General features: G+C 71.8%; 19 protein-coding genes. 6 read left to right on the forward strand and 13 right to left on the reverse strand.

The genetic code is table 11. The annotated features are described in order from the left end of the window. Positions 1-87: 87 nt before the first annotated feature. Both ABZ915_RS24905 and ABZ915_RS24910 read right to left on the reverse strand, forming a co-directional pair. On the reverse strand, positions 88-1089 hold the full coding sequence (locus ABZ915_RS24905; RefSeq protein ID WP_361807104.1) for an alpha/beta hydrolase: 1002 nt from the start codon (positions 1087-1089) through the stop codon (positions 88-90). Between the two features lie 132 nt (positions 1090-1221). After that, the gene (locus ABZ915_RS24910) at positions 1222-2058 is read right to left on the reverse strand and encodes a chitosanase (RefSeq protein WP_361807107.1); all 837 of its coding nucleotides are present in this window, start codon (positions 2056-2058) and stop codon (positions 1222-1224) included. Between the two features lie 208 nt (positions 2059-2266). On the opposite strand from ABZ915_RS24910, the gene ABZ915_RS24915 reads away from it, so the two are divergent. Beyond that, positions 2267-2743: a hypothetical protein gene (locus ABZ915_RS24915; protein ID WP_361807110.1), complete on the forward strand. Its 477-nt coding sequence runs from the start codon at positions 2267-2269 to the stop codon at positions 2741-2743. Positions 2744-2767: 24 nt separating this feature from the next. Here ABZ915_RS24915 and ABZ915_RS24920 read toward each other — a convergent pair whose 3' ends face one another. The 4 genes from ABZ915_RS24920 to ABZ915_RS24935 all read right to left on the reverse strand — a co-directional run bounded on the left by ABZ915_RS24920 (position 2768) and on the right by ABZ915_RS24935 (position 7130). Then, positions 2768-4306: an MFS transporter gene (locus ABZ915_RS24920; protein ID WP_361807113.1), complete on the reverse strand. Its 1539-nt coding sequence runs from the start codon at positions 4304-4306 to the stop codon at positions 2768-2770. A 184-nt stretch (positions 4307-4490) separates the two neighbouring features. Beyond that, on the reverse strand, positions 4491-5432 hold the full coding sequence (locus tag ABZ915_RS24925) for an MBL fold metallo-hydrolase (RefSeq protein ID WP_361807116.1): 942 nt from the start codon (positions 5430-5432) through the stop codon (positions 4491-4493). A 122-nt stretch (positions 5433-5554) separates the two neighbouring features. Beyond that, positions 5555-6175: an HD domain-containing protein gene (locus ABZ915_RS24930; RefSeq protein ID WP_361807119.1), complete on the reverse strand. Its 621-nt coding sequence runs from the start codon at positions 6173-6175 to the stop codon at positions 5555-5557. A 40-nt stretch (positions 6176-6215) separates the two neighbouring features. After that, positions 6216-7130, reverse strand: a complete 915-nt coding sequence (locus tag ABZ915_RS24935) for an MBL fold metallo-hydrolase (RefSeq protein WP_361807122.1) — start codon at positions 7128-7130, stop codon at positions 6216-6218. Positions 7131-7253: 123 nt separating this feature from the next. On the opposite strand from ABZ915_RS24935, the gene ABZ915_RS24940 reads away from it, so the two are divergent. Continuing rightward, positions 7254-8165: a LysR substrate-binding domain-containing protein gene (locus ABZ915_RS24940; RefSeq protein ID WP_361807125.1), complete on the forward strand. Its 912-nt coding sequence runs from the start codon at positions 7254-7256 to the stop codon at positions 8163-8165. Positions 8166-8239: 74 nt separating this feature from the next. Then, positions 8240-9229 (forward strand): aldo/keto reductase, encoded by a 990-nt coding sequence (locus ABZ915_RS24945; protein WP_361807128.1) that lies wholly within the window; start codon positions 8240-8242, stop codon positions 9227-9229. A gap of 11 nt (positions 9230-9240) precedes the next feature. Here the strand turns inward: ABZ915_RS24945 and ABZ915_RS24950 are convergent, their stop codons facing one another. After that, positions 9241-9777, reverse strand: coding sequence for a CbrC family protein (locus tag ABZ915_RS24950; RefSeq protein ID WP_361807131.1), 537 nt, complete (start codon positions 9775-9777; stop codon positions 9241-9243). A 150-nt stretch (positions 9778-9927) separates the two neighbouring features. On the opposite strand from ABZ915_RS24950, the gene ABZ915_RS24955 reads away from it, so the two are divergent. After that, positions 9928-10383, forward strand: coding sequence for an ATP-binding protein (locus tag ABZ915_RS24955; protein WP_361807134.1), 456 nt, complete (start codon positions 9928-9930; stop codon positions 10381-10383). A gap of 6 nt (positions 10384-10389) precedes the next feature. Here ABZ915_RS24955 and ABZ915_RS24960 read toward each other — a convergent pair whose 3' ends face one another. Together ABZ915_RS24960 and ABZ915_RS24965 are read right to left on the reverse strand one after the other, a co-directional pair. Beyond that, complete coding sequence (locus tag ABZ915_RS24960) at positions 10390-12318, reverse strand: collagenase (RefSeq protein ID WP_361807137.1); 1929 nt, start codon at positions 12316-12318, stop codon at positions 10390-10392. A gap of 141 nt (positions 12319-12459) precedes the next feature. Next, positions 12460-13419 carry a LysR family transcriptional regulator gene (locus ABZ915_RS24965; protein WP_361807140.1) on the reverse strand — a complete coding sequence of 320 codons (960 nt, stop codon included), beginning with the start codon at positions 13417-13419 and terminating at the stop codon, positions 12460-12462. Positions 13420-13540: 121 nt separating this feature from the next. Here ABZ915_RS24965 and ABZ915_RS24970 point away from each other — a divergent pair, with 121 nt between their 5' ends. Continuing rightward, the gene (locus tag ABZ915_RS24970) at positions 13541-14986 is read left to right on the forward strand and encodes a glyceraldehyde-3-phosphate dehydrogenase (RefSeq protein WP_361807143.1); all 1446 of its coding nucleotides are present in this window, start codon (positions 13541-13543) and stop codon (positions 14984-14986) included. A gap of 60 nt (positions 14987-15046) precedes the next feature. On the opposite strand, the gene ABZ915_RS24975 is transcribed toward ABZ915_RS24970, so the two are convergent. The 3 genes from ABZ915_RS24975 to ABZ915_RS24985 form a co-directional block, all read right to left on the reverse strand. Beyond that, on the reverse strand, positions 15047-17425 hold the full coding sequence (locus tag ABZ915_RS24975; RefSeq protein ID WP_361807422.1) for a SpoIIE family protein phosphatase: 2379 nt from the start codon (positions 17423-17425) through the stop codon (positions 15047-15049). Between the two features lie 181 nt (positions 17426-17606). Next, positions 17607-21884, reverse strand: coding sequence for a HAMP domain-containing protein (locus tag ABZ915_RS24980; protein WP_361807146.1), 4278 nt, complete (start codon positions 21882-21884; stop codon positions 17607-17609). A 261-nt stretch (positions 21885-22145) separates the two neighbouring features. Further along, complete coding sequence (locus ABZ915_RS24985) at positions 22146-23123, reverse strand: alpha/beta hydrolase (protein ID WP_361807149.1); 978 nt, start codon at positions 23121-23123, stop codon at positions 22146-22148. Positions 23124-23381: 258 nt separating this feature from the next. Between ABZ915_RS24985 and ABZ915_RS24990 the strand changes: the two genes are divergently transcribed. Then, positions 23382-24401, forward strand: a complete 1020-nt coding sequence (locus tag ABZ915_RS24990; protein WP_361807151.1) for a helix-turn-helix domain-containing protein — start codon at positions 23382-23384, stop codon at positions 24399-24401. Between the two features lie 38 nt (positions 24402-24439). Here the strand turns inward: ABZ915_RS24990 and ABZ915_RS24995 are convergent, their stop codons facing one another. Next, entirely contained in the window at positions 24440-25300 is an 861-nt protein-coding gene (locus tag ABZ915_RS24995; protein WP_361807154.1) for a helix-turn-helix domain-containing protein, read from the reverse strand. Positions 25301-25405 lie beyond the last annotated feature (105 nt).

Genomic DNA, 25405 nt, shown 5'->3' on the forward strand with positions numbered 1-25405 from the left:
TGACGAACACCATGGTGTCGGCCACTCCCCTGCCGTGCCACGCGATGAACGTTAGGGGGTATTGGGCCTGCTGGAAGGCGGGATACGTCACATTGACATGACCGAATCCAGCCAAGTGGTCAGGAACCGGGTGGTCTCCTCGGGTCGTTCCTGCTGGATCCAGTGACCGCAGCCGTCGAGGAGGTGCGAGGCGCGCAGGCCGGGCAGGGTGGCGGGGAAGGCGTCGATCGCGTCGGCCAGCCATGTGGTGGAGGCGTCCTCGCCGCCGCCGAGGAACAGGGAGGGCTGGGTGACGGGCGCGCCCGCGAATTCGGCCAGGTCGGCCCAGTCCCGGTCCATGTTCCGGTAGCGGTTCAGCGCGCCGGTGAGTCCGGTCCGTTCGAACTCCCCGGCGTAGGCGTCGAGGTCGCGCGCGCCGAGCCAGCCCGGCAGGGGGCCGGTGGGGAAGCGTTCGCGCAGGGTTTTGCCCCGGGTGACGAAGTGCGGGTCCGGGGCGCCGGGGGCGGGCATGGTGTCGGCGGACAGGGCCGTGTAGAAGCCCGCGAGCCAGCCGCGCACATCGGGTTCGATCTCCGCCTCGGCCCGGCCGGGCTCCTGGAAGTACGAGACGTAGAACTCGTCGGGGCCGCCCATCGCGGCGAAGACCTCACTGGGCCGGGGGCCGCCGGGCGGGGTGTACGGCACGCTCAGCAGCCCGACCGCGCGGAACACCTCGGGCCGGACGAGGGCGGAGGTGGCGGCGATGTTCGCGCCCCAGTCGTGCCCGACGATCGCCGCCGACCGCTCGCCCAGGGCCTCGACGACGGCGACGTTGTCCTCGACCAGCTCGAGCATGCGGTACGCGTCCACGGCCGCGGGCCTGGAGGAGCGGCCGTAGCCGCGCACGTCGATCGCCACCGCGCGGTACCCGGCGGCGGCCAGCGCCGGCAGCTGGTGCCGCCACGAGTACCAGGACTCCGGGAAGCCGTGCACGAGCAGCACCAGCGGACCGCTCCCCTGCTCCACCAGGTGGGTTCGGCCGGCCGGGGTGGACACCAGTTTGTGGATGGGATCGGCGACGGGGGTCTGCGAAGTGGACATCTGCGGCATGAGCCCTCCCTGGACGCTTCGTACGTGGATCATCCGGCGAGCCGGGCGCGCCGCGCGAGGCTTGTTGCCGGTTCGGCAAAAGCGGTCCAGGGAGTGCGGTTCGGCGCCGGCCGGGAGCCGTACGGCCGCGCGTCAGCCGATGTGGTAACTGTCGCCGTACACCTTCCAGTCCAGGGGCGGGTTCAGGTCGAGGTTGCCCTTGCGCAGGAAGACGCGCTGCTCGGTGTCGACCCGGGTGGTGTCGCTGTGGGCCTCCTCCTGCTTCATGGCCCACACCCGGGCGTCGAGGAAGGCGCCCAGGTACGTGGTCTCGTCGCCGCCCTGGGCCGGCGGCTTGGCGCTGCGCAGGGCCCGCTTGCGGATGTTGCGGAAGCTGGTGGGGTCGTCGCCGTCGCCGTGCATGACGATGGCGTCGTAGTAGGTGAACTGGCCGAGCGCGCGCAGGCCGTCCGCCTTGCCCTGCTTGACGGCGGGGTTGAAGTACACGCGGTCGCGCTCGTCGTTCTGCGCCTGCTGGAACGCCGTGTCCTGGGCGGCCTTGCGCCAGTCCTTGGGGAAGTCCGGGTCGAGGCCGTCGTGCGAGTCGCTGCCGTTGACCCTGCGCAGGGCCGGGAGGTACTTGGCGAGGACGTTGCCGGGTTTGCGGTCGGTGTAGAGCTGTACGAGGTCGAGCATGTCGCCGGTGCCCGAGCAGAAGCCGATGATGCCGGCGGTGTAGCCGCGGCCGTCACCGATGTCCTCGATGTACTTGTACTGGGCCTTCCAGTCGAGCGAGGAGTTCTCCGCGCTCGACACCAGCTTCATGGCGATCTCCTTCTTCGCCGGGTCGTCGAGCCCGGAGGCGGCCGCCGGCTTCGCGACGGCTCGCGGGACACTGAGCAGGGCCCCGGACGCCACGGCACCGATCACGGCGACGACCGTCCTGCGGGAGAGGGGAGTGGGGACTGATTCGCGGTCGGGATGCGACACGGAGGCTCCAAGTGGGGGTGGGGGGTGGCGAGTTGGCCCGCGAGGGCTTGATAGGAAAGTTTCCTATCAATCAGCTGTCCAAGCGGTAACCCTTCCCGCGCAAATTCGTAGGAACACACAACGAGGGTGGTTCCTCCGTGCGAGTGGTGCATCGCCCGGGACGGTCGTAGCGTCGATAGAGAGTCGATCGCGAACGGGCGGTGTCGAGATGCGCGGACCGGTTGTATGGACAGCGATCACCCTCTGGGCGGGCGCACTGCTCGCGGCGACCGTGCCCCCGGCCGCCGCCACCGCGCCGGCCGCGGCGACGGCATCGGCGACGGCGTCGAGCAGCACGGCGGCACGGCATTCCAGGCCCGTCCTCGTCGACTGCTTCGGGAATCCGGACGTACACCCGTCCGCCTTCATCCTGGCCTGCGGCGACGGCAACAGCCGCCTCGCCAAGATGCGCTGGTCGCAGTGGGATCCGATGTCGGCGACGGCCACGGGCGTGAACCTGGTGAACGACTGCAAGCCGTTCTGCGCGGCGGGCAGATTCCACGCGTACGCGGTGACCGTGCGGCTCGACCGCCCGAAGCCCTGGAAGAAGCACCCGCAGCTTCAGCAGTTCACCCGGATGACCCTGACGTACACCGGCAACAGCAGGCCGGAGGGGTTCCCCCGCGTGGTGACGTACCCCCTCTAGGACCGGCCCCGCGTCCGGCGCGGGTCAGCGCCGCCCGGCGTGCGCCCGCGAGACCACGTACAGTTCCTCCGACGTGGTGATCAGCTCGCGCCGCTCCTCCTTCGAACCGACCATCGGCTGGGAGCCGTTGAGCGGCACCTGGGCACTCTCCGGCAGGAACCACACCGTCACCAGGCCGATGGCCCCGGCCAGCATGAGGTAGAAGGCGGGCATCATGTCGTTCCCGGTGAGGTTCACCAGGGCCTCCGTGACCAGCGGAGTGGTGCCGCCGAAGGCCGCGACGGCGAAGTTGAAGCCGATGCCCATGGCCGCGTAGCGCACGGCCGTCGGGAAGAGCGCGGGCAGGGTGGCCGCGCTCGGCGCGGCGAAGCAGGCCAGCAGGGTGGAGAGCAGGAGCACCCCGAGGACCGGACCCCAGGTGCCGTGCATCTTGATCAGCAGGAAGGCCGGGACCGCCAGGACGACCATCGCGGCCGCGGCGACCCCGTAGACCGGGCGCCTGCCCACCCGGTCGCTCAGCCGGCCGATGAAGGTGATCAGTACGACGATCCACACCATGCCGGCCAGCACGAGGACGTCGGCGAAGCTGCTGGAGCGGTTCAGCGTCTCCGTCTGGTACGTCGGCAGGAAGCCGGTGACCATGTAGTTGGTGACGTTGTAGAGCAGCACCAGACCGACGCAGATCAGCAGCGCCTGCCAGTGGTTCCTGACGATCGCCTTGAGCTCGCCGCCCGCCGACTCCTGGGCGAGGCTCTTCTCGTGTTCGTCCAACTGCTGCTGGAAGGCGGGCGATTCCTCCAGCTTGAGCCGCATGTAGAGACCGATCACACCGAGCGGCCCGGCGATCAGGAACGGGATCCGCCAGCCCCAGGAGAGCATCTGGGCGTCGGTCAGCATCAGGTTCAGCAGGGTGACCAGCGCGGAGCCGAGGGCGTAGCCGACAAAGGTGCCGAAGTCGAGCCAGCTGGAGAGGAATCCGCGCCGGCGGTCCGGTGAGTACTCGGCGACGAAGGTGGTGGCACCGCCGTACTCGCCGCCCGTGGAGAAGCCCTGCACCATGCGGGCGAGGAGCAGCAGCACGGGAGCGGCGATGCCGATCGTGCCGTAGGCGGGGATCAGTCCGATGGCGAAGGTGCCGACCGCCATCATGATCATGGTGGTGGCGAGCACCTTCTGCCGGCCGAGGCGGTCGCCGAGGGGGCCGAAGACGAGACCGCCGAGCGGGCGCACGACGAACGCGGCGGCAAAGGTCGCGAAGGAGGAGATCACCTGGGCGGCGGGCGAGGCGCCCGGGAAGAAGACCTTGCCGATGGTCGCGGCCAGGTAGCTGTAGACGCCGAAGTCGAACCACTCCATGCAGTTGCCGAGGGCCGAGGCCCCGACCGCGCGCCGGAGCAGTGGCGGCTCGATGACCTGGACGTCCTCCTTGCGGAAGGCCCGCCGGTTCCGGCGGAGCCTGCGGGTGAGGTCGTCACGCACCTGTCGCGGCAGTTTCGCCACGCGATTCGTGCCCTTCGGCCCGCCCGGGAATTCCTGCTGGGCGTCAGTGCCGGTGTCGACCATGCCGCCACCCTTCTTTCCTCTTACCTCAATTCGCACACGCGACCGATTCACCCCTCGGCCGCATACCGTCGCATGTCACAGCTACTGCCCGACTTTGCTCCAGGCACACCGGCAACGTCCGGCGGCGGTCACCGGCTGTGGCGCCTCGGGGGACGAATGGGTTCCGCCGACGGGCCGGGCGGGGTCAGGCCAGGCAGGTCAGGGGGCGGCCACCGTTGTAGGTGACCATGTCGCGGAGCGCGGCCACGGCGTCGATGGGCCGGCCCAGCGGTCCGTCCTCCAGCTCCGCGTAGGCCCGGTGCAGGTTGCCGACGATCCGCTCCCGGTCGAGCAGTTCGCCGTACTCCCCCAGATCCAGTTCGCGGGCGGTCTGAAGCGGGGTCAGCCCGGCGTCGCGGCCGTCGCGGGCGGTCTTCTGCACGAACCGCAGATACCCGAGGACGTCATCGATGACCTCGGGCCCCGCGATGGCGCCGTGCCCGGGGACTATGGTCGTCGCGCCGAGCGGTCCGACGACCTCCTCGAGGACCTGGATCGCACCGGCCACCGACCCCTGGAGCAGGAACGGGGTGCCTCCGTTGAACAGCAGGTCGCCGCTGAACAGCAGTTTGCGCTCCGGCAGCCAGACGATCGAGTCGTTCGTCGTGTGCGCAGGTACCCCCACGTGACGTACCTCGGCGCGCAGGTCGTCGGCCCACACGGTCACCGAGTCGGTGTAGGTGAGGAACGGCGGCTCCAGGACGAACTCCCCCCAGTCGACCTCCGTCCAGAACGGCGCGTCCTTCGGCTCGCCCCATTCGAGGACGCCCGCCCGGGTGGCCTCGTGTCCGACGATCGTGGCGCCGTCGAAGAGGTGGTTGCCGAAGGTGTGGTCGCCGTGGTGGTGGGTGTTGACGACCGTGCGTACCGGCTGCGGCGTGACCTTGGCGATGGCGTCCAGGTAGGCCCGGGTGCGGCGTACCGTGGAGCAGGCGTCGACGCTGATCACCCCGCGCCGGCCGACGAGGAAGCCGGTGTTGTTGATCCACCAGGTCCCGTCCGGCTGGATGTAGGCGAAGACTCCGTCGCCGACCTCCTCGACCCGGGCCGGGGGAAGCGGGGTGACGTCGTGGTGGACACTGCTCACTGCGGGCTCCTGTCGCGGTGGGTGAGCGGGGGTTCGTCGGGCATCCCCGTGATCATCGCATCCGCGCCGAGCCCGCCGGTACCCCGCTCACCGGCCGCCCGGGTCCGTAACCCGCCGCCCCGTCAGTCCCGTTCCAGCGGACGGGCTTCCAGCGGATGGGCCAGCGTGCGCTCCGGCCAGTCCCCCGCGACCAGTTCCGCCGCCACACAGCCGGGCTTGCGCCGGGCCTGGTCGCGGAAGAGGTGTACGAAGGAGGCGGCGAAGCCCCGGCGGGGGTAGGCGGCGACCAGGGCCTCGCAGAAGCCGGGGCCGAACATGTCGAATCCCGTGCCGGAGACGTCGGCGCTCGTGCCGACCTGCAACAGGCGGCTCTCCACGTCCACTTCGGGCGCCACGTCGTCCCGCATGTGGAGCACGATCAGCTCCGCCGCCCGGTCGCGCCGCTCGGCCGGCCAGCCGAGGCCGGCCGTGAAGACCCGGGCCAGATGGCCGCCGGCCTCCTCGAACGGCAGCGCATGGCTGTCGAAGGGCGGGGTGAGGGCCAGGTCGTGCAGCATCGCCGAGACGAACAGCAGCTCACGGTCGAAGTCGAGGCCGCGGGCCTCGGCCCAGGCCGCGCCGAAGAAGTACGCCCGCGACGAGTGGTGGTACAGAGCCTCGTCCGCGTACTCCGCGCACACCAGCCGCGCCGCGTCCACGGCCGGCCCGGATGGCGCCCGGACCCCGGCTATGTCCTTGCGCATGCGTGCTCCCCCGCCCGCCGGTCCGGCAACAGAGAGATGATCATCTCATGGGCGGCCGCTCCTCGTGCGGATGTTCCGCGCACAGGCACCCCACGCCCTTCTCGATCCACTCCCGCCCGGCCCACTCGGGGTGCCGCTCGACCATCAGGGCCGAGACCTCCTCGACGATGGTGCTCTCGCTCACCGCGGTGTCGCGGCGCGCCCAGGTCTCGTCCCGCAGCAGCCGCAGGTAGTCGCGTACGTCGGCCAGCAGGCGCGGTCCGCCGGTCGCCCCGTGCCCGGGCACCACCACACGGGAGGGCCGGGCGGCCAGCCGCTCCATCACCGTGAGCCAGCGCAGGCCGGACACGTCGGTGTCGTGCGGCGGGAACCAGGGGAAGATCGCGAACTGCCCCGCCTCCACGAGGTCCCCGGTGAACAGGACGTCCGCGTCCGGCACCCGCACCACCTGGTCGCCCCTGCTGTGTGCGCGGCCGGTGGCCTCCAGCCGGACGACCCGTTCGCCGAGGTCGAGTTCGTAGGTCCGGTCGTAGACGACGTCGGGCTCCACGAGTTCCACGCCCCGCAGCCGCTGGGCGACGCACTCGCCCAGCCCCCGGAACATCCCCAGGTAGCCCGGCCCCTTCACCTTCAGGTCCTCGGCCTGGGCCGCGTTGACCACGTACGTCGCACGCTCCTTGAAGACCTGCGCGCCGAACGCGTGCTCGGGATGGAAGTGAGTGGTCGTCAGGAAGAGCCTCCGGCCCCGGGCGTACTCGGTCGCGAGGTCCAGCACCGCCTCCGCGTTCTCGGGACCCATGCCGGTGTCGACGACCAGGACGGAGTGCCGTCCGCCGATGACGCCTATGTTCGGCACCAGGTCGACACCCCGGTCGGGAACGACCAGGAGGTCCCGGGCGAACTCCTGGGCGCCGGTCACGTCGACGACGGGGTCCTGCGTCACGGGCTGGGTCACTGCGACTCCTCGGTACGGGCAACGTGCGGCGAACTGCCGCTCGTCCCAGTGCACCGCGCGGCGCCCGGAGGCGTCCAAGACCGATCCGGCACCCCCGATACCGCGCGGGTATCGTGGCCGTTGATGGAGCTACGCACCCTGCGGTACTTCGTGGCCGTCGCCGAGGAACTGCACTTCGGCCGGGCCGCCGCGCGGCTGAACATGACCCAGCCGCCGCTCAGCCGGGCCATCAGGCAGCTGGAGACCGACCTCGGCTGCGAGCTGCTGCTGAGGTCACCGGCCGGAGTGACCCTCACTCCCGCCGGGGTCCGGCTCCACGACGAGGCGCGCATCCTGCTGGCCCGGGCCGACCAGGCGCGCGACCGGGTCGCCGCAGCCGCGCCCACCCTGACCCTCGGTACCCTCGCCGACAGCGCGCAGCAGGCGGGCGCCCGTCTGTCGGCCGTCTTCCGGGAGCGCCACCCCACCGTGCGGGTCCGGGTCCGTGAGGCCGACCTGACCGACCCGACCACCGGGCTGCGGGCCGGCCTCGTGGACGTGGCCCTCACCCGGGCGCCCTTCGACGACCACGGCATCGCCGTGCGCGTACTGCGCTCGGACCCGGTCGGTGTGATCCTGCGCGTCGACGATCCCCTGGCCGGAAACGAGCGGCTGGGCGTGGCGGAGCTGGCCGGCCGCCGGTGGTTCCGGTTCCCCGAGGGGACGGATCCCGTGTGGCGGGCCTTCTGGACCGACCCGTGCGGGGCCCGGACGGCGGGGGCCGACCAGCCGGACGACCGCGACGGTCCCGTCGTGCGCACCGCCCACGAGTGTCTGCAGTCCGTGCTGTGGGAGGGCGCCGTGGGGCTCGCGCCACTCCCCCTTCACCTGCCCGCGGGGCTCACCGCGGTGCCCCTGACCGGGGTGCCGTCCAGCGACCTCGTCATCGCCTGGAACAGCGACCGGAGCACTCCGCTCATCCGGTCCTTCGTACGCATCGCCACGGCGCTCCTCGGCCGTTCACGGGTGACAGCGGCCGGTCAGCACCGCGCTTGACTTGGAGTGCGCTTCAAGTTCTAGCGTCCTTGAACAGAAAGACGATCCACTTCGCAGGAAAGGCTGGAACTCATATGAAGCGGCGCAGTCTGCGGGACCTCGAGGTGTCAGCCATCGGCCTCGGCTGCATGGGCATGTCCGCCTTCTACGGCTCCACCGATCAGGACGAGGGCGTCCAGACCATCCGGCGCGCCCTCGAGCTGGGCATCGACTTCCTCGACACCGCGCAGATGTACGGCCCGCTCACGAACGAGACGCTCGTGGGCCAGGCGGTCAGGGGCCATCGCGACGAGTACGTGATCGCCACCAAGTTCAACTACCGCATGGACGACACCGTCCCCGGCGACATGAGCACGGTGGGCCGGCAGGACGGCTCGGCCGAGCACGTCCGCAGCTCGGTGCACGGCTCGCTGCAACGGCTCGGCACCGACTACATCGACCTCTACTACCAGCACCGCGTCGACCCGAACGTCCCCATCGAGGAGACCGTCGGCGCCCTGGCGGAGCTGGTCGCCGAGGGCAAGGTGCGGCACATCGGCCTGAGCGAGGCGGGGCCGGAGACCCTGCGCCGCGCGAACGCCGTCCACCCGATCACGGCCGTGCAGACCGAGTACTCGCTGTGGACGCGCGACCCGGAGGCCGAGGTCCTGCCGACGTGCCGGGAGCTCGGCATCGGCTTCGTCCCCTACTCGCCCCTGGGACGCGGCTTCCTCGCGGGCCGGTTCTCCTCGCCCGACGAACTCGACAAGGACGACTGGCGCCGCGGCGGCCCCCGCTTCACCGGCGGCAACCTGGAGGTGAACCAGCGGCTCGCCGAGAAGGTGAAGGAGATCGCCGCCGAGAAGGACGTGACACCGGCCCAGCTGGCGATCGCCTGGGTGCTGGCGCAGGGCGAGGACCTGGTCCCGATCCCGGGCACCAAGCGCCGCGGCTACCTGGAGCAGAACGCCGGCGCGATCGACGTCGAGCTGACCAAGGAGGACCTGGCCCGGATCGACGCCGAACTGCCCAAGGCCGCCGGCGAACGCTACGACGAGGCCGGCATGCGCACCGTGAACCTGTAGGACCCGCGCGCTTAGGTGAAGTCCGCGTAGGCCAGCTGGGCCGCGCAGACCCGGCAGCGGAAGAGGTAGGCGGTGGGCTGACCGTCCTTGTCCAGCGCGCCGAGGAACTCCTCGACCTGGCCGGCCGGCCACCCCCGGCCGGCCAGCTCCTGCCCCAGCATCGCGAGCGCGCCCGAGTGGTCCGCGAGTTCGTCCGTCCCGGCGAGCCCCAGGAAGGCGGCCCCGTCACCGCAGTGCAGCAGCCACCGCGGGTCCTGCCAGGCGGAAAAACCCGGCGTGCGCTCGGCGATGGCGACCAGGACCTCCCGGGGTACGTCGTCGCCCGTGGCGTCCCCGCAGAAGAGCGCCTCGTACCGGGCGGCCGCGCTCCCGTCCGCGATGCACCACGGGCACAGCGGGCCGTCCGGCTCCCCGGTCCCGTACACCGGGCCGGTGTAGAGGTACCCGCGTTCCCGACCGCAGCACGCGCAGACCCCTGGGGCGGCCACCACGGAACCGGTGGTCAGGGGGTCGGGGTGGTAGGGGAAATCGGGCAGTGCTTCTGTCATGACCGCGACCCTAACGTCGGCTCGCACCGGCCCGGCCGATTGATCCCGCATTGCGGTCATGACCGTGGCGACTGCGGGTAGCCGCTAATCCGACGCAGGCCGGCGCCGTTACCAGACGACAAGGATCCCCCACACGAAGGCACATGGAACATGGTCATCCCGCTTAGGAATCAGGCGACGGATGGACAGGGCTACAGCGCTCCCGCTCCGCTGCGCTACAGCGCCACCTGGGACGCCGACACCCTGCGCGTCATCGATGCGCGGCGGGGGGTGTCGGCGTTCCTCGGGCGCCTGGGGTATCCCCCCGGACAGCGGGTGGGGCAGGACGCCCAGCTGGTGGTGAGCGAGCTGGTGACCAACGCGCTGCGGCACGCTCCCGGCCCGTGCGGGCTGCTGCTGGAGCTGTCGCCCGGCGCCGATGTACTGCACATCACCGTGTGGGACACCTCCACCCTCCTGCCGGAGCTCCAGCCCAGGGACGGCCGCCGGATCGGCGGTCACGGGCTGAGGCTGGTCGCCATGCTCTGTCCCGGCCTGCGGACCGCGCCGCTGAACGGCGGCAAGCGCGTGACCGCGGACCTGCGCCTGCCGCCGCTGAGCGCCTGATGTCCGTCAGGCGCATCCGCCTGCGGCGCACGCGGTGAGCCACTGGTCGAAGTCGGCGTCGTAGCGGGTGCCGATGCCGTCGGCGTAGACGGCGTAGCCGCCCGGATAGTCGCCGACGCGGAAGCTGGCCAGCATCCGCTGGATGTCGGCCGGATGCCGCTCGAACATGTAGCGGACCGCGAGGTAGCCCCAGGGGTACGTGCGCGTCACGTCGCTGTTGGCGTAGGTGTTCTCGAACAGCGTGCTGAGCCGGTAGGTGTGCTTGCCGGCCTCCGTGACCGCCTGCTCGTCGGCGAGGCCGCGGTAGCCGTAGGAGGCGTACTCGGCCAGGCCCTCGATCCACCACACGTCGGGCACCGTCGTCTGCTGGGCGAAGTCGCCCTTCATGTCGTCGCGGGCGTCGATGAAGTGCGTGTACTCGTGGTTGAGGTTCCAGACCCGGGCCGCGAAGCCGTCGTCGTAGTCCTTCTGGTACATGATCGACACAGGTCGGTTCGCCGGATCGGCCGGATCTCCTTCGAGGGTGATGCCGCCGTTGTCCGTGCTGACGCCGTAGATCGCCCCGGCGTACGTGCGGTAGTCGGCGCGGCCGGCGAAGATCACGAGGTCGATGGTCGACACGTACTGACCGGGAATGGGCCCCTCGTCCCGGACGAGGTCGTGGACGTACCGGTCCTGCCCCAGCACGCTCGCGCAGACGGCCTCCAGCTCGGCGGCGGTCAGGGCCTGGGCCCGGACGGTGTGCGTCGCGTCGCAGCTGTGCGTGACCGGGAGGGCGGCCCGGGTCAGCCGGGCCGGCAGGTCGCAGATGTCGTAGTAGGAACAGTCGGCGCGGTCGTAGGCGTCGGCCTGGGTCGCGACCGCCACCCACAGCCCGGCCGTCGGGCCGGTGATCCGCGAGGTGTCCAGCAGGTCCTTGGCGAGGGGCCGGACCAGGGGTTGCAGCGCGGGGTGCTCGACGTAGCGGGCGAGGTTCATCCCGGCGTTGGAGTCGAGGTAGGCACGGTCGGTGCCGAGCAGGTCCAGGTGGTCGAGCGCGAAGGATTCCAGCGTCCGGGTGATGTCCGGGTCGGCGGTGACCGCGGTGACGTAGTCCGGGTTCCAGTTGCCGCGCCAGAGAGGGGTGTAGACGTCGTTGACGGCCGTGACCATGCTGTCGACGGCGTCGTAGGAGCTGTCGTACCCGTCGAGCAGCTCCTGGTAGACGTCCAGGTAGCGGGCCTGCTGGTCGGCGCTGTCGGTGAGGACGACGGCCTCGCCGAGTATGCCGCCGTTCGCCTCCGTGACGTCCCGGGAGTGCGGGCGGGCGAAGAAGGTGTCCAGGCCGCGGGTGGTGGCCCGGGTCAGCCTGGAGTCGTACGGGCCGGTGTCGGCAGGGTGGTTGAACTGTACGTAGTAGCCCGCGCGGAGGAAGAGGACGAGCTGCTGGACGTGCGCGGAGTTGTCCCCCCGGTACCGGCGTGCCGCGCCCGTGAAGGCGTTCGCGACCGTGACCATCTGCGGCTGGCGGAAGACCGCGCGGGCGTCGGTGCCGGTGACCGCGAACAGGGTGTTGACGCAGTCGGTGGTGGAGGCCTCGACGAACGCGACGAGCGCGGCACCGGTCCTGCCGCCGAAATCGGCCGGCGTGCACGAGGCCGCTGTCACGGCGGTGCGCGGACCGGCTTCCCGTTCTCTCTCCTCGGGCGACGTGGCCGCCAGGGGCGGCAGCTGGGCGGGGTTGAGCGGCCGGCGCTGTACGGCGGGACGCTCGGCGGCGCCGAGGGCCGGGCCGGCCGGTGGGGGCGTGGCCCTGCGGGCCTGCGTCCATGGGGTGGCGGGGGCGGTGGGGGCCTGGGGTGCCGCCGTCGCCGGGGTCGACAGCGGACCCGCGACGGCGACGCAGAGGGCCAGGGCGCAGGCCATGCGTCCGGGCAGCGTCGGGCGGTAGCGCATCGGGGCTCCTTCACGGACGGATGCGCCTCGGCTGGGGTATGAGGCGTGTGAGGCAATGTCCCAACGCCCTCCCGCGGCAACAATGCTGTGTGACATAGCACCTGGCCCGGCAAGGCATAACATCCCGGCGTCGGCCGGTCCCTACGAGCCGTCCACGCTCCATATGCGCGCGGCCCACGCCCTCAGGTGCGGGGATCCGGCGACGAGGTCGCGGTAGGCGGCGGTGGCGGCCCGGCTCAGGGCCTCCGCCACCTCCTCGGCCACCGTGTCGGGTCGCCAGGCCAGTACGTATCGGCACCACAGCGGCGTTCCGGCCAGCGGTTTCACCACCACGCGCGGAAGCGGCCGCAGGGTCGCCTGGACCACGGACACCCCGAGCCCGTCGGCGATCATGCTCTGCAACTGCTTCTGGTCGCCGAGGAATTCGTGCACGGCCACCGGCGTGAACCCGGCCGCCGCGCAGGCCGCGTAGAACACGCCCGGCCAGCCCGCCCCGTCGTCCGGCGTGAGGAACCACGCGTCCCCGGCCAGCTCCGCGAGGGACACCTCGGCGCGGCGGGTCGCCCGGTGGTCCGCAGGCAGGGCCACGAAGCTCGGTTCGGTGACGATCCCGCGGTGGGTCACGGCTGCCGAATGCCTGAGTTCCATGCCGGGATAGTCGGCGGCGATGGCCGCGTCCACCGCGCCCTCCTCCAGCAGCTCGACGATCCGCGAGGAGGCGTACACGCTGCTCACGGCGAGTGGGACGTCCGGCAGCCGGGCCCGCATCCCGGACACGGTGCCCGACAGCATCGGCGAGTTGGTCGCCGCCACCCGCAGGGCCCGGCGCACGCCCGGCGTGCCCGGTGCCGGGCGCCGCCCGAGCGCGTCGGCACGGGCCAGGACGTCCCGGGCCCGGGCGACGACCTCCGCGCCGTACGGGGTCGGCCGTACCCCCGTCGCCCCGCGTTCGAACAGTGGCTCGCCGAAGTGCCGCTCGATGCGCCGGAGTTGGGTGCTCACGGCGGGCTGGGAGTAGCGCAGCGCGGTCGCCGCCCGGCCCACGCTCCCCGCGTCGGCGATCGCGCACAGCACGCGCAGGTGCCGCAGCTCAAGCTCCATCGGCCCGCTCCCCTTCCGGCACGCCCTCGCAACCGCGAGAGCACCCCGCGTTCGACCACCCGAAAGCCCGAAGTATCGTGTGGTTACCATATGAGCGCCGCCTAGCTCGAAAGATAGATCTGTGACTGTCAACGACGACTCGTTCACCAACTGGAACAACCGCGAGGAGATCGCGGAGTCGATGATCCCGATCATCGGGAAGCTGCACCGCGAGCGGGACGTCACGGTCCTGCTGCACAGCCGCTCCTTGGTGAACAAGTCGGTGGTCAGCATCCTCAAGACCCACCGGTTCGCCCGGCAGATCGCGGGCGAGGAGCTCTCGGTCACCGAGACGCTGCCGTTCCTCCAGGCGCTCACCACGCTCGACCTCGGCCCCTCCCAGATCGACATCGGCATGCTCGCCGCGACCTACAAGGCCGACGACCGGGGCCTGACGGTGCCGGAGTTCACCGCCGAGGCCGTCGCCGGCGCCACCGGCGCCAACAAGATCGAGCGCCGCGAGGGGCGCGACGTCGTCCTCTACGGCTTCGGCCGCATCGGCCGCCTGGTGGCCCGGCTGCTGATCGAGAAGTCCGGCTCCGGCAACGGCCTCAGGCTGCGCGCCATCGTGGTGCGCGGCGGCGGCGAGCAGGACCTGATCAAGCGCGCCTCGCTGCTGCGCCGGGACTCCGTGCACGGCCAGTTCCAGGGCACCATCACCGTCGACGAGGACAGCAGCACGATCTCCGCCAACGGCAACGAGATCAAGGTGATCTACGCCGACGACCCGACGTCGGTGGACTACACGGCCTACGGCATCAAGAACGCCATCCTCATCGACAACACCGGCAAGTGGCGCGACCGCGAGGGCCTGTCGAAGCACCTGCGGCCCGGCATCGACAAGGTCGTCCTGACCGCGCCCGGCAAGGGCGACGTGCCCAACATCGTGCACGGCGTCAACCACGACACGATCAAGCCGGACGAGCAGATCCTGTCCTGCGCCTCCTGCACCACCAACGCGATCGTGCCCCCGCTGAAGGCGATGGACGACGAGTTCGGCGTGCTGCGCGGCCACGTGGAGACCGTCCACTCGTTCACCAACGACCAGAACCTGCTGGACAACTACCACAAGTCGGACCGCCGCGGCCGTTCCGCGCCGCTCAACATGGTCATCACGGAGACGGGTGCCGCCTCCGCCGTCACCAAGGCCCTTCCCGACCTCAAGGCCAGGATCACCGGCAGCTCGATCCGCGTGCCCGTGCCGGACGTCTCGATCGCGATCCTCAACCTCCAGCTCGGGCGCGAGGCCGACCGCCAGGAGGTCCTCGACTACCTCCGCAACGTGTCGCTCACCTCGCCGCTCAAGCGGCAGATCGACTTCACCACCGCCCCCGACGCGGTCTCCAGCGACTTCATCGGCTCCCGTCACGCCTCGATCGTCGACGGCGGCGCCACCAAGGTCGAGGGCGACAACGCGATCCTCTACCTCTGGTACGACAACGAGTTCGGCTACTCCTGCCAGGTCGTCCGCGTCGTCCAGCACGTCTCCGGCGTGGAGTACCCGACGTACCCCGCCCCGGCGGTCTGATCCGGACCGTGCCGCGCTCCGCCGGCCGGGGTTCCCTTCTCCGGGCCCCGGCCGGCGGTGTCATGCCACCCGGATGCCGACGATGCAGGTGTCGTCGTCGGTGTCCGACCTGCTGTAGGTGAGCAGCCGGTCCAACTGCTGGTCGAGCGTGCTGGGCGCGGACCTGGCGGTGGCCAGCAGATGCGACAGGGACTCCTCCACGGACCGGTCACGGCGCTCGATCAGGCCGTCGGTGTACATCAACAGCGTGTCGCCGAGCGCCAGTTGGACCTCGGTCTCCTCGTACACCGCCTCCGGCACCGCGCCGAGCAGCAGACCCTTGAGGACCGGCAGCGCGGTCGCCTCCGAGTCCCGGACGAGCACCGGGGGCAGATGCCCGGCCCGCGCCCAGCGCAGGGTGCGGCTGTCCCCGTCGTAGAGCGCGCAGACGGCGGTGGCGGTGACGGCGCCCGTGAGATGGTGCGCCACGATGTTCAGCCAGGACAGCAGCTGCGCCGGCCCCGCGCCCGTCACGGCGAGCCCGCGCAGCGCGTTGCGCAGGACGACCATGCTGGTGGCCGCCTCGATGCCGTGCCCCGCCACGTCCCCGACGCACAGCAGCACCAGCCCGGAGGGCAGCACGACCGTGTCGTACCAGTCGCCGCCGACCAGTTGCTCCGCCTCGGCGGGACGGTAGCGCACCGCCACCTGGAGATCCGGCACATGCAGCGGCGCCTGCGCCGGAGGCATGATCGCGTGCTGCAACTGAAGGGCCAGCCGGTTGCGTTCGTCGGACTGCTGCTCACTGTGGGCCAGTTGGTCGCGGGTGGCGGCGAGGGCGACCTCGGTCCAGTGCTGGGCCGAGATGTCCTGGTAGGCGCCGCGTACCACGAACAGCCGGCCGTCGGTGTCGAGGACCGGCTCCGCCACCACCCGGATGTGGCGGGTGACCCGGTCGGGCCGCTGGAGACGGAAGGCGGCGGAGGCCGGACGCCGGTGGTGCAGCAGCGTCCGCAGGAACCGCCTGATGGTGACGGCGTCGTCGGAGTGCGCGTGGGCGGGCAGTTCCTCCAGCGCGACCGGGGCGCTGGAGGGCGGCCGGCCGTACAGGCTGAAGAGCTGGCCGTTCCAGGTGATCTCGCCCGTCAGCAGGTTCTCCTCGAAGCCGCCGATGCGGCCGAGGCGCTGGGCGTGCTGGAGCAGGCTGGCGAGCCGCGCGGTCTCGTCCTCGATGCGCCAGATCAGCAGCACGCTGGAGCCGTGGCGGCTGATGCTGATGTCGGCGACGGCCGCGAGCGGGACCTGGTCGACGAGCGCGGTCAGGTTCATCCGCTGGGCCCGGAACGGCTCGCCCGTGGCGTAGACCCGCTCGACGCGCTGGAACAGGTCGCTCTCGCTGGCGGCCATCGGGTAGGCCTCCAGCAGCAGGGCGCCGCCCACGACGGCGCGGGGCCGGCCCGCCGGGTCGAGGAAGCGGCTGTTGACGTGCTGGATACGGAAGTCGACGAGCTGTCCCGCGCCGTCGAGGTGCGGTACGAGGACGAGCGCCGGGTCGTGCAGTCCGTCCGCGAGGTCGCTCAGTTCCTGCGCGTCCGGCACCCCCCGGGGTTCGTACGACGTCCCGTGCAGCAGCGGGTACGTCTCCAGGGTGTGCGCGCACAGCTCCGCGAGCGCCTCCATCTGCCGGACCACCTGCGGGGGCTGGGGTTCCTCCTCGGGCCTGGGCCAGGCGATCTCCAGCACGCCGTGGATGCGGCCGCCCGCCCCGGCGGGCAGGGCGACCCGCGCGCCGTCCGGGTGCAGGAGCCGGCCGATCGTGGGCAGGCCGGACTCCGAGAGCGACGGCAGCCACTGCCCCGACCGCTCGGTGAGGCCGCGCCGGGCCACCGTGGCCACGTCCGGCGGGACATAGCGCCAGCGGGCGGCCTCGCCCTGCGGGAATCCGGCGCTGCCGGCGAGGGTCAGCGAACCGTCGGAGCCCGCGGCCCAGATGGCCACGCCGACCGCGCCGAGCGGCCGCAGCGCGTGCTGGAGCAGGGAGTCGGCCACGGCCTGGGTGTCACCGGCGGCCAGGGCGCCGCTCTCGGCAGCGCGCAGCCGTACGGCGGCCGATTCGTCGGCCTGGTCCGGCGCTCCCGCGGTGGCGGCGAGGAAGGCGTCGGTCACCTCGGACATCCGGTCCCGGGCGGCCTGGTTGATGACCTCCACGGCGAATTCGAGGGGCGTCACCCGGGCCTGCTCGGTGAGTTCGGCGAGCTGGCGCGCGGCCTGCGCCGGGCCGCAGCCGAGCCGCTCCACGAGGATGCCCTTGGCGAGCTCGATCAGCGCCCGCCCCTCGGCCTCCGCCTGCGCCGTCCGCACCTCCCGGCGCAGCCGCTCCACCGTCGCGGCGAGCCTGCCCACGGGCGAGGTCCGCGCGGACCCCGCCGGCTCGGTCTCCGGTGCGGGCTGGAGGGGGATGAGGGCGGAGGGGTCGAGGGCCGAGGCGTCGACGGCCGGCTGGTCCCGGTCGGGGGGCGGAGGGTCGTTCGCCGGCTCGGGGGTCGAGTCGTACGTGGTCACGGTGTGCGGGCTCCTCGGCTGGCGGACGGCCCCGGCGTGCGCTGGTGCGCACCCGGGGCTGGGGCGGGCACGGGCCTCGTCATGCGGGGAGCCAGCGTCGTACGCAGGCGACGAGGTCCTGGGTGTCCACCGGCTTGGTGACGTAGTCACTGGCCCCGGAGGCCAGGCTCTTCTCCCGGTCGCCGGGCATCGCCTTGGCGGTCACGGCGATGATCGGCAGCTCGGCGTACCGCGGCACCTTCCGGATCTCGGCGGTGGCGGTGTAGCCGTCCATCTCCGGCATCATCACGTCCATCAGCACGAGGGCGATGTCCGGGTTCCCGACCAGTGTCTCGATGCCCTTGCGGCCGTTCTCCGCGTGCAGGACCCGGAATCCCTGGAGTTCGAGGATCCCGCTGAGCGCGAAGAGGTTGCGCGCGTCGTCGTCGACGACGAGGACGGTACGGCCCGCGGCGGCGGTGGTGGTGTCGAGCACCGGCACCTGTGGTTCCTCGGGCCGGACCAGCGTCAGCACCTCCCCGGGCTCCTCGGCCGACAGATGCAGGGCGATGCGCTCGCGCAGCTCGTCCAGGCTGTAGAGGTACTCCAGTGACCGGCCGTCGGGACCGGAGCGCGCGGCCTCCTCCCCGACCGGTCCGGCCCGGTGACCGCTGTGCACCAGGACCGGGACGCTCGCCAGCGCCGAGTCGCCCTGGAGGGCGTCCAGGAAGCGGGCCGACTCGCCCTCGGGAGTGCCGAGTTCGACGACGACGCAGTGGCAGGGCTCGGCGGCCAGGGCGCCGGCCGCCTCCTGGGCGCCGACGGCGGTGATGATGTCGACGGGTGCGTGGGAGGGATCGCTCTCCCGGCCGTGGGCCAGATCCCTGACCACGCTCTCCGCGACGAGGGTCAGCAGTCCGCGCGGTCGCTCCTCGACGATCAGCAGCCGGCGCGGGCGCCGCTTCGTGCCGGTGCGGACGGTGCCCTCCCGGGGACCGGGCTCGGCCGTCGTCTCTGAGGCGAGCGTCTCCAGCGCCTTCTGCGAGGGGCGGCCGACGTGCGCCGAGTCCTCGAAGTCCGGCCGGGCCACGGGCAGATAGAGGGTGAACGTACTGCCCTTGCCGGGGGTGCTGTCCACGGTGACGGCGCCGCCGAGCAGGTGCGCGATCTCCCGGGTGATGGACAGGCCGAGGCCCGTGCCGCCGTACTTGCGGCTCGTCGTGCCGTCCGCCTGCTGGAAGGCCCCGAAGATCGTCTCCAGTTGCTGCTCCGGAATGCCGATCCCGGTGTCCTTCACCCGGAAGGCGACGATGCTGGCGCTGCGCAGCACCCCCTGGGGCATCTCGTCGTCCAGCGCCGGTTCGATCCGCAGCTCGACACCGCCCTGTTCGGTGAACTTCACCGCGTTGGACAGCAGGTTGCGCAGGATCTGCCGGAGCCGGGAGTCGTCGGTGAGCAGGTCGGCGGGCGCGCCGGTCGCCGTGGTGATCGTGAAGTCGAGGCTCTTCTGCGTCGTCATCGGCCGGAACGTGGCCTCGACGTACTCGATGAGCTGCCGCAGCGGGACGCGCTCCGGCGTCACGTCCATCTTGCCGGCCTCGACCTTGGACAGGTCGAGGATGTCGTTGATCAGCTGGAGCAGGTCGGAGCCCGCGGAGTGGATGATGCCCGCGTACTCGACCTGCTTCGGGGTGAGGTTGCGGGAGGGGTTCTGGGCGAGCAGCTGGGCCAGGACGAGCAGGCTGTTGAGCGGGGTCCGCAGCTCGTGGCTCATGTTGGCGAGGAACTCGGACTTGTACTTCGAGGCCAGGGACAACTGCTGGGCCCGGGCTTCCAGTTCCTGCCGTGCCTGTTCGATCTGGAGGTTCTTCGCCTCGATGTCCCGGTTCTGCTCGGCCAGCAGCGAGGCCTTGTCCTCCAGTTCGGCGTTGGAGCTCTGGAGTTCCTCCTGCCGGGCCTGCAACTCGGCGGAGCGGGCCTGGAGTTCGGAGGTCAGGCGCTGGGACTCGCCCAGCAGTTCGTCGGTGCGGGCGTTGGCCACGATCGTGTTGACGTTGACGCCGATGGTCTCCATCAGCATCTCCAGGAAGTCCCGGTGGATCTGGGCGAAGGAGCTGACCGAGGCCAGTTCGATGACGCCGAGCACCTGGTCCTCGAAGACGACGGGCAGCAGCATCAGCGCGCTCGGCTCGACCTGTCCGAGCCCGGAGGAGATCGTGACGTAGCCCGGCGGCAGGTCGTCCACGGCGATGGTGCGGCGGCTGCGGGCCGCCTGGCCGACCAGGGAGCGGCCGAAGGGGATACGGGTGGGCCGCGGGTCCTCCTCGGGGCGGCCGTAGGAGCCGACGAGGCGCAGCTCGGGGCCGCGGTCGCCGTCGTCGGCGAGGTAGAAGGCGCCGTACTGGGCGGACACCAGGGGCACCAGTTCGTCCATGATGAGCTCGGCGACCACGGGCAGGTCGCGGTGGCCCTGCATCAGGCCGGACAGGCGCGCTAGGTTGGTCTTGAGCCAGTCCTGCTCCTGGTTGGCGCGGGTGGTCTCGCGCAGGGACTCCACCATCGAGTTGATGTTGTCCTTGAGTTCGGCGACCTCCCCGGAGGCGTCCACGGTGATGGACCGGGTCAGGTCGCCCTCGGCGACGGCGCTCGCCACCTCGGCGATGGCGCGCACCTGCCGGGTCAGGTTCCCGGCCAGTTCGTTGACGTTCTCGGTGAGGCGCTTCCAGGTGCCGGACACGCCCTCCACCTCGGCCTGGCCGCCCAGCCGTCCTTCGGTGCCGACCTCGCGGGCCACGCGGGTGACCTCGTCCGCGAAGGCGGAGAGCTGGTCGACCATCGTGTTGATGGTCGTCTTCAGCTCCAGGATCTCCCCGCGCGCGTCGACGTCGATCTTCTTCGACAGATCGCCGCGGGCCACCGCGGTGGTCACCAGCGCGATGTTGCGGACCTGGCCGGTGAGGTTGTTGGCCATGGAGTTGACGTTGTCGGTGAGGTCCTTCCAGGTGCCGGCCACGTTCGGCACATGGGCCTGGCCGCCCAGGCGTCCCTCGGTGCCGACCTCCCGGGCCACGCGGGTGACCTCGTCCGCGAACGCGGAGAGCGTGTCGACCATCGTGTTGATGACGTCGGCCAGCGCCGCGACCTCGCCCTCGGCCTCGACCGTGATCTTCTGGGAGAGGTCTCCCTTGGCGACGGCCGTCGCGACCTGGGCGATGGACCGCACCTGACCGGTCAGGTTGGAGGCCATCACGTTGACGTTGTCGGTGAGGTCCTTCCAGGTGCCGGACACGCCCCGCACGGTCGCCTGACCGCCGAGGTTGCCGGCCGTGCCCACCTCGCGGGCGACCCGGGTGACCTCGTCCGCGAACGCCGAGAGCTGGTCGACCATCGTGTTGATGGTGTTCTTCAGCTCCAGGATCTCCCCACGCGCGTCGACGGTGATCTTCTGCGACAGATCGCCCTCGGCGACGGCGGTCGCCACCTGGGCGACATTGCGCACCTGAGCGGTGAGGTTGCCCCCCATGAAGTTCACCGAGTCGGTCAGGTCGCGCCACGTGCCCTTGACGCCCTTGACGTCGGCCTGGCCGCCCAGCCGTCCTTCGGTGCCGACCTCGCGGGCGACGCGGGTGACCTCGTCCGCGAACGCCGAGAGCTGGTCGACCATCGTGTTGATGGTGTTCTTCAGCTCCAGGATCTCCCCACGCGCGTCGACGGTGATCTTCTGCGACAGATCGCCCTTGGCGACGGCGGTGGTCACCTGGGCGACGTTGCGCACCTGGGCGGTGAGGTTGCCCGCCATGAAGTTCACCGAGTCGGTCAGGTCGCGCCACACACCGGCGACCCCGGGCACCTGCGCCTGACCGCCCAGGCGCCCCTCGGTGCCGACCTCCCGGGCGACCCGGGTCACCTCGTCCGCGAACGCCGAGAGCTGGTCGACCATCGTGTTGACGGTCTCCTTCAGCTGGAGGATCTCGCCGCGCGCGGGAACGTCGATCTTCTGCGACAGATCGCCCTTGGCCACGGCGGTCGCCACCTGCGCGATGTCCCGTACCTGGGTGGTGAGGTTGCCCGCCATGGCGTTCACGGAGTCCGTCAGGTCGGCCCAGGTGCCGGAGACTCCCGGTACCTCCGCCTGGCCGCCGAGCGTGCCCTCGGTGCCGACCTCCCGGGCCACGCGGGTCACTTCGGAGGTGAACACCGACAACTGGTCGACCATGCCGTTGAACACGGTGGCGATGTCGCCCATGAGCCCGTCGGAGTCGTCGGGCAGGCGTGTCCCGAAGTCGCCGTCCCGGACGGCGGTCAGACCCGCGAGGAGTCGTCTCAGTTCCTGGTCACCCGGGACCGTTTCGGTCACCTCGGTCGCCTTGCCGGCCATGCGTCCCCTCGTTCCGCTCCCAAGAGCCCCCGGTCGAAGGCTCGGAACCGTGCCGGGAACGCTCTGCGGCCCGGCCGTTCGTGCACGCGTTTCCGCAGTTCACGGATGTGTCCACGAAGTGAAAATACGTCGCAGGCTAACCCAGGTGCAGGACCCCTCACAAAGCTTCCGGCCATGTTCCCGCTTCCGGGAGGCCCCCGACCGAACGACAGGCATGAGCAGGGGAGAGCGGGGTACCCGGCCGCGTTTTCCCGAGCCGGTTCAGGCCGCGTGCAAGGCGGCGTGCAGCGTGTCCGTCACCTGGACGCGGGCCGCCCTGGACGCGAGCGTGCCGCGCAGCAGGTCGAACAGGACGAAGCCGTGGATCGTGCCGTGGTAGCGGACGGACACGACCGGGACATCCGCCTCCCTCAGCCGTGCCGCGTACGCCTCGCCCTCGTCGCGCAGTACATCGGCCTCCGCGGTGAGGACGAGTGCCGGCGGCAGCCCCCGCAGCCGGCGGACGGCCGCGCGCAGCGGGGAGACCGTGCCGTGCGTGCGGGTCAGCGGGTCCGGGGCGTACTGCTGCCAGTAGCCGCGCATGGCGGCGCGGCCCAGGAAGTAGCCGTCCGCGAACTGACGGTAGGACGGGGTGTTCATGCCCGCGTCGGTCACCGGGCAGACCAGCACCTGGTGGCGCAGTCCGGGCCCGCCGCGCTCCCGGGCCACGAGGGTGAGGGCGGCGGCGTGCTGGGCGCCCGCGCTCACGCCCACGACGGCCATCCGGCTCCCGTCCAGCCCGCATTCGCCGCCGTGCCGGGCGATCCACCGGGCGACGGTGTACGCCCGCTCGACGGCGCCCGGATGGCGGGCGTCCCGCGGCATGTCGTACTCGGGAACGACCACCGCGGCGTCCGCGCCCAGCACGAGGTCGGCGACCAGTCTCCGGTGCGCGTAGGCGTCGGTGAGCATCCAGCCCAGCCCGTGCAAATACAGCACCACGGGCAGCGGCTCGTCGGCGCCGGCCGGGCGCAGGATCCGCACCCGGATGCGGTTGCCGTCGCCGCCCGGCAGGGCCAGCCACTCCTCCTCGAGGTCGGGCTCGTCACGGCCGCCGTCGTTCCACAGGGCCGCCATGCCCGCCCGGGAGGCCGTCGCGTCGGTGGTCACCGGCGTGGGGCAGGTGTACGCGGCGACGAAGTCGCGTGCCCGTCTTTCCAGGACGGGCACCGTCCGGAAGGCCGGCACCTCTTCTTCCACGGGAACTCCTGCCTGAGGGGCGAACCATGGGCCGCTCGCCACCGTAGGAGCGCTTCGCCGGAAGCGGGCGGGGGCCGCCGTACTCATCCGTGTCGCTGCGTGCACACTTCGGGCGCCCGGTCAGGGATGTGCAGTCATATGACCTACCGCTTCTCACGGCCACCGCCGAAGAATCGTTCTCACGGGCCGTGGACCGGGGTGACCGTCCCCCCTCGCGCGCCCGCGCACCGCGATCCCGGACGGCTGAAGGGAGCCTTTGTGAGCGCTCGATCCGAGACGGCCGCGACGCCGGGCACCGGGGCGTCCCGCGAGGTGGCGGCCGCCGTTTCGCGCTGGCTCGCGCCGGTCGTCGAGCACGGCCTGCCGGACGGGCCCGCGCGGGGCCGCGTGACGGGGCATCACCTCGGCTACGTACGGGTGCTCGCCTGGGAGACCGGAGCACTGCGCCTGACCCGTGGTGCGGGTTCGATCGCGCGGGACGCCGCAGACGCCGTCGCGCTGGTGATCCCCCTGTACGGGACGGTGCGGCTCGCGCAGGACGGGCGGGGCGCCTGCGTCGAGAGCGGGCAGCCGGCCCTGCTCGACCTGCGCCGGGCCTTCTCGGTCGAACAGCGGGACCGGGCCCGGGTGCTCGTCCTCCGCCTGCCGGTGCACGCCCTGCACGTCCCGGTGGCGCACCTGCGGTCCGTGACCGCCCGCGCCCTGACACCGGCGAGCGGTATGGCCGCGCTGCTGGCCACCGTTCTGCCGCATCTGGAGCAGTCGGCTCCGCGGATCCCGCCGGCGGTGGGCGAGCGGCTCGGGGGGATCGTCACGGAGCTGGTGGCGGCCTTGGTCGACGAGCTCGCCGAGCGGGAGGAGCGGCCCTCGGGGACGGGACGGGACCGGCTGGTCACCGGGATCCGTGAGTACATCGACCGGCATCTGGAGGACCCCGAACTGTCCGCGGAGCGCATCGCCGCGGCACATCTCATCTCCGTCCGCTATCTGCACCGGCTCTTCCAGGGCGAGGGGATCACCGTGGGGCGGCTGATCCAGCGGCGCCGGGTCGAGGAGTGCGCGCGGGAGCTGGCCCGGCGCGGCCGGGTGAGCCCGTCGGTCTCCGTGGTGGCCGTCCGCTGGGGCTTCGGCAGCGCGGCGCACTTCAGCCGCGCCTTCAAGGCCGTCCACGGGCACGCGCCCCAGCAGTGGCTCCGGCCGGCGGACACACCGGTGACCGGGGCGGGCCCGGCGGTCCGCGCCGCCGACGGGACCGCCGGGTCCGCGCGGGCTTCCTGACGTACGTCCGGCCGGCCGGGCTCCCGTCACATCCCGGGTCAGCCGTCCGTCCCCCCGGAGCCCCGGCCCGGCCCGAGCCGGGCGTCGCGCCAGGCGCTGGGTGAGACGCCGTACGCGGCGCGGAAGCTGCGGCTGAAGTGGGTGGCGCTGGCGAAGCCCCAGCGTCGGGCGACCGCGGAGACGGTGGTGTCGCTCCGCCCGGGGCGGGCCAGTTCGCGCCGCGCCTCCTCCAGGCGGCGGTGCTGGATCCACCGGCCCACCGTGCTGCCGTGGTCCTCGAAGAGCTTGTGCAGGTAGCGGATCGAGATGTGCTGGGCCGTGGCGAGGGTCCCCGGTGTCAGTTCCCGGTCCCACAGGCGCGCGTCGACGTGGGCACGCAGGTGCCGGACCAGGCTGTCGCGCCCCTCGCCGCGGTCCCGGGGCCCGGTGTCCGCGTCCTCGACGGCCAGCAGCGCGGCCAACTCGGCGACGGTTCCCGCCAGATGGAGCGCCGTCCGGGGGGAGTACGGCTCCGTCGCCCCGGCGGCCTCCCGCACCAGGGAGCCCAGCAGCGGCGCCACCGCGCCCCCGGCGAACGGGGCCCGGCGGCTCAGGGCACCGGCCTGGGCGTCGGTGAGGGTGAGGGCGTACCGCGGTATCCGCACCAGGTGCAGGGTGACGTCGTCGGGCGCGTGCAGCGCGAAGGGCTCCGCCGCGTCGCAGAGGAAGAGGTCGTCGGGCCCGCAGGGCTCCGCGGTCCCCCGGCGGACGAGGGTCGCCCGGCCGGAGGCGTACAGGCCCAGCAGGAGCGACCGGTCCGCGGCGGCGCCTGGATCGTGGACGTAGGACGGTGCCGTACCCCGCACCGTGGACACGTGCAGGAAGCCGAGGCTGCGGGCGGATGCGGGTGTCAGGCTCATACGGCCCCCTGGTCGACGCGTTCGTACGGCGTCCAGCCTGCGGCGGCACCGGTCCGGCGAGGCGACGGTCCGGCCGTCCCTGCGGGCACGGGCAAGAACCGTGCA

Origin of the sequence: Streptomyces sp. NPDC046915 (assembly GCF_040644935.1) — a bacterium.
GTDB lineage: Bacteria > Actinomycetota > Actinomycetes > Streptomycetales > Streptomycetaceae > Streptomyces.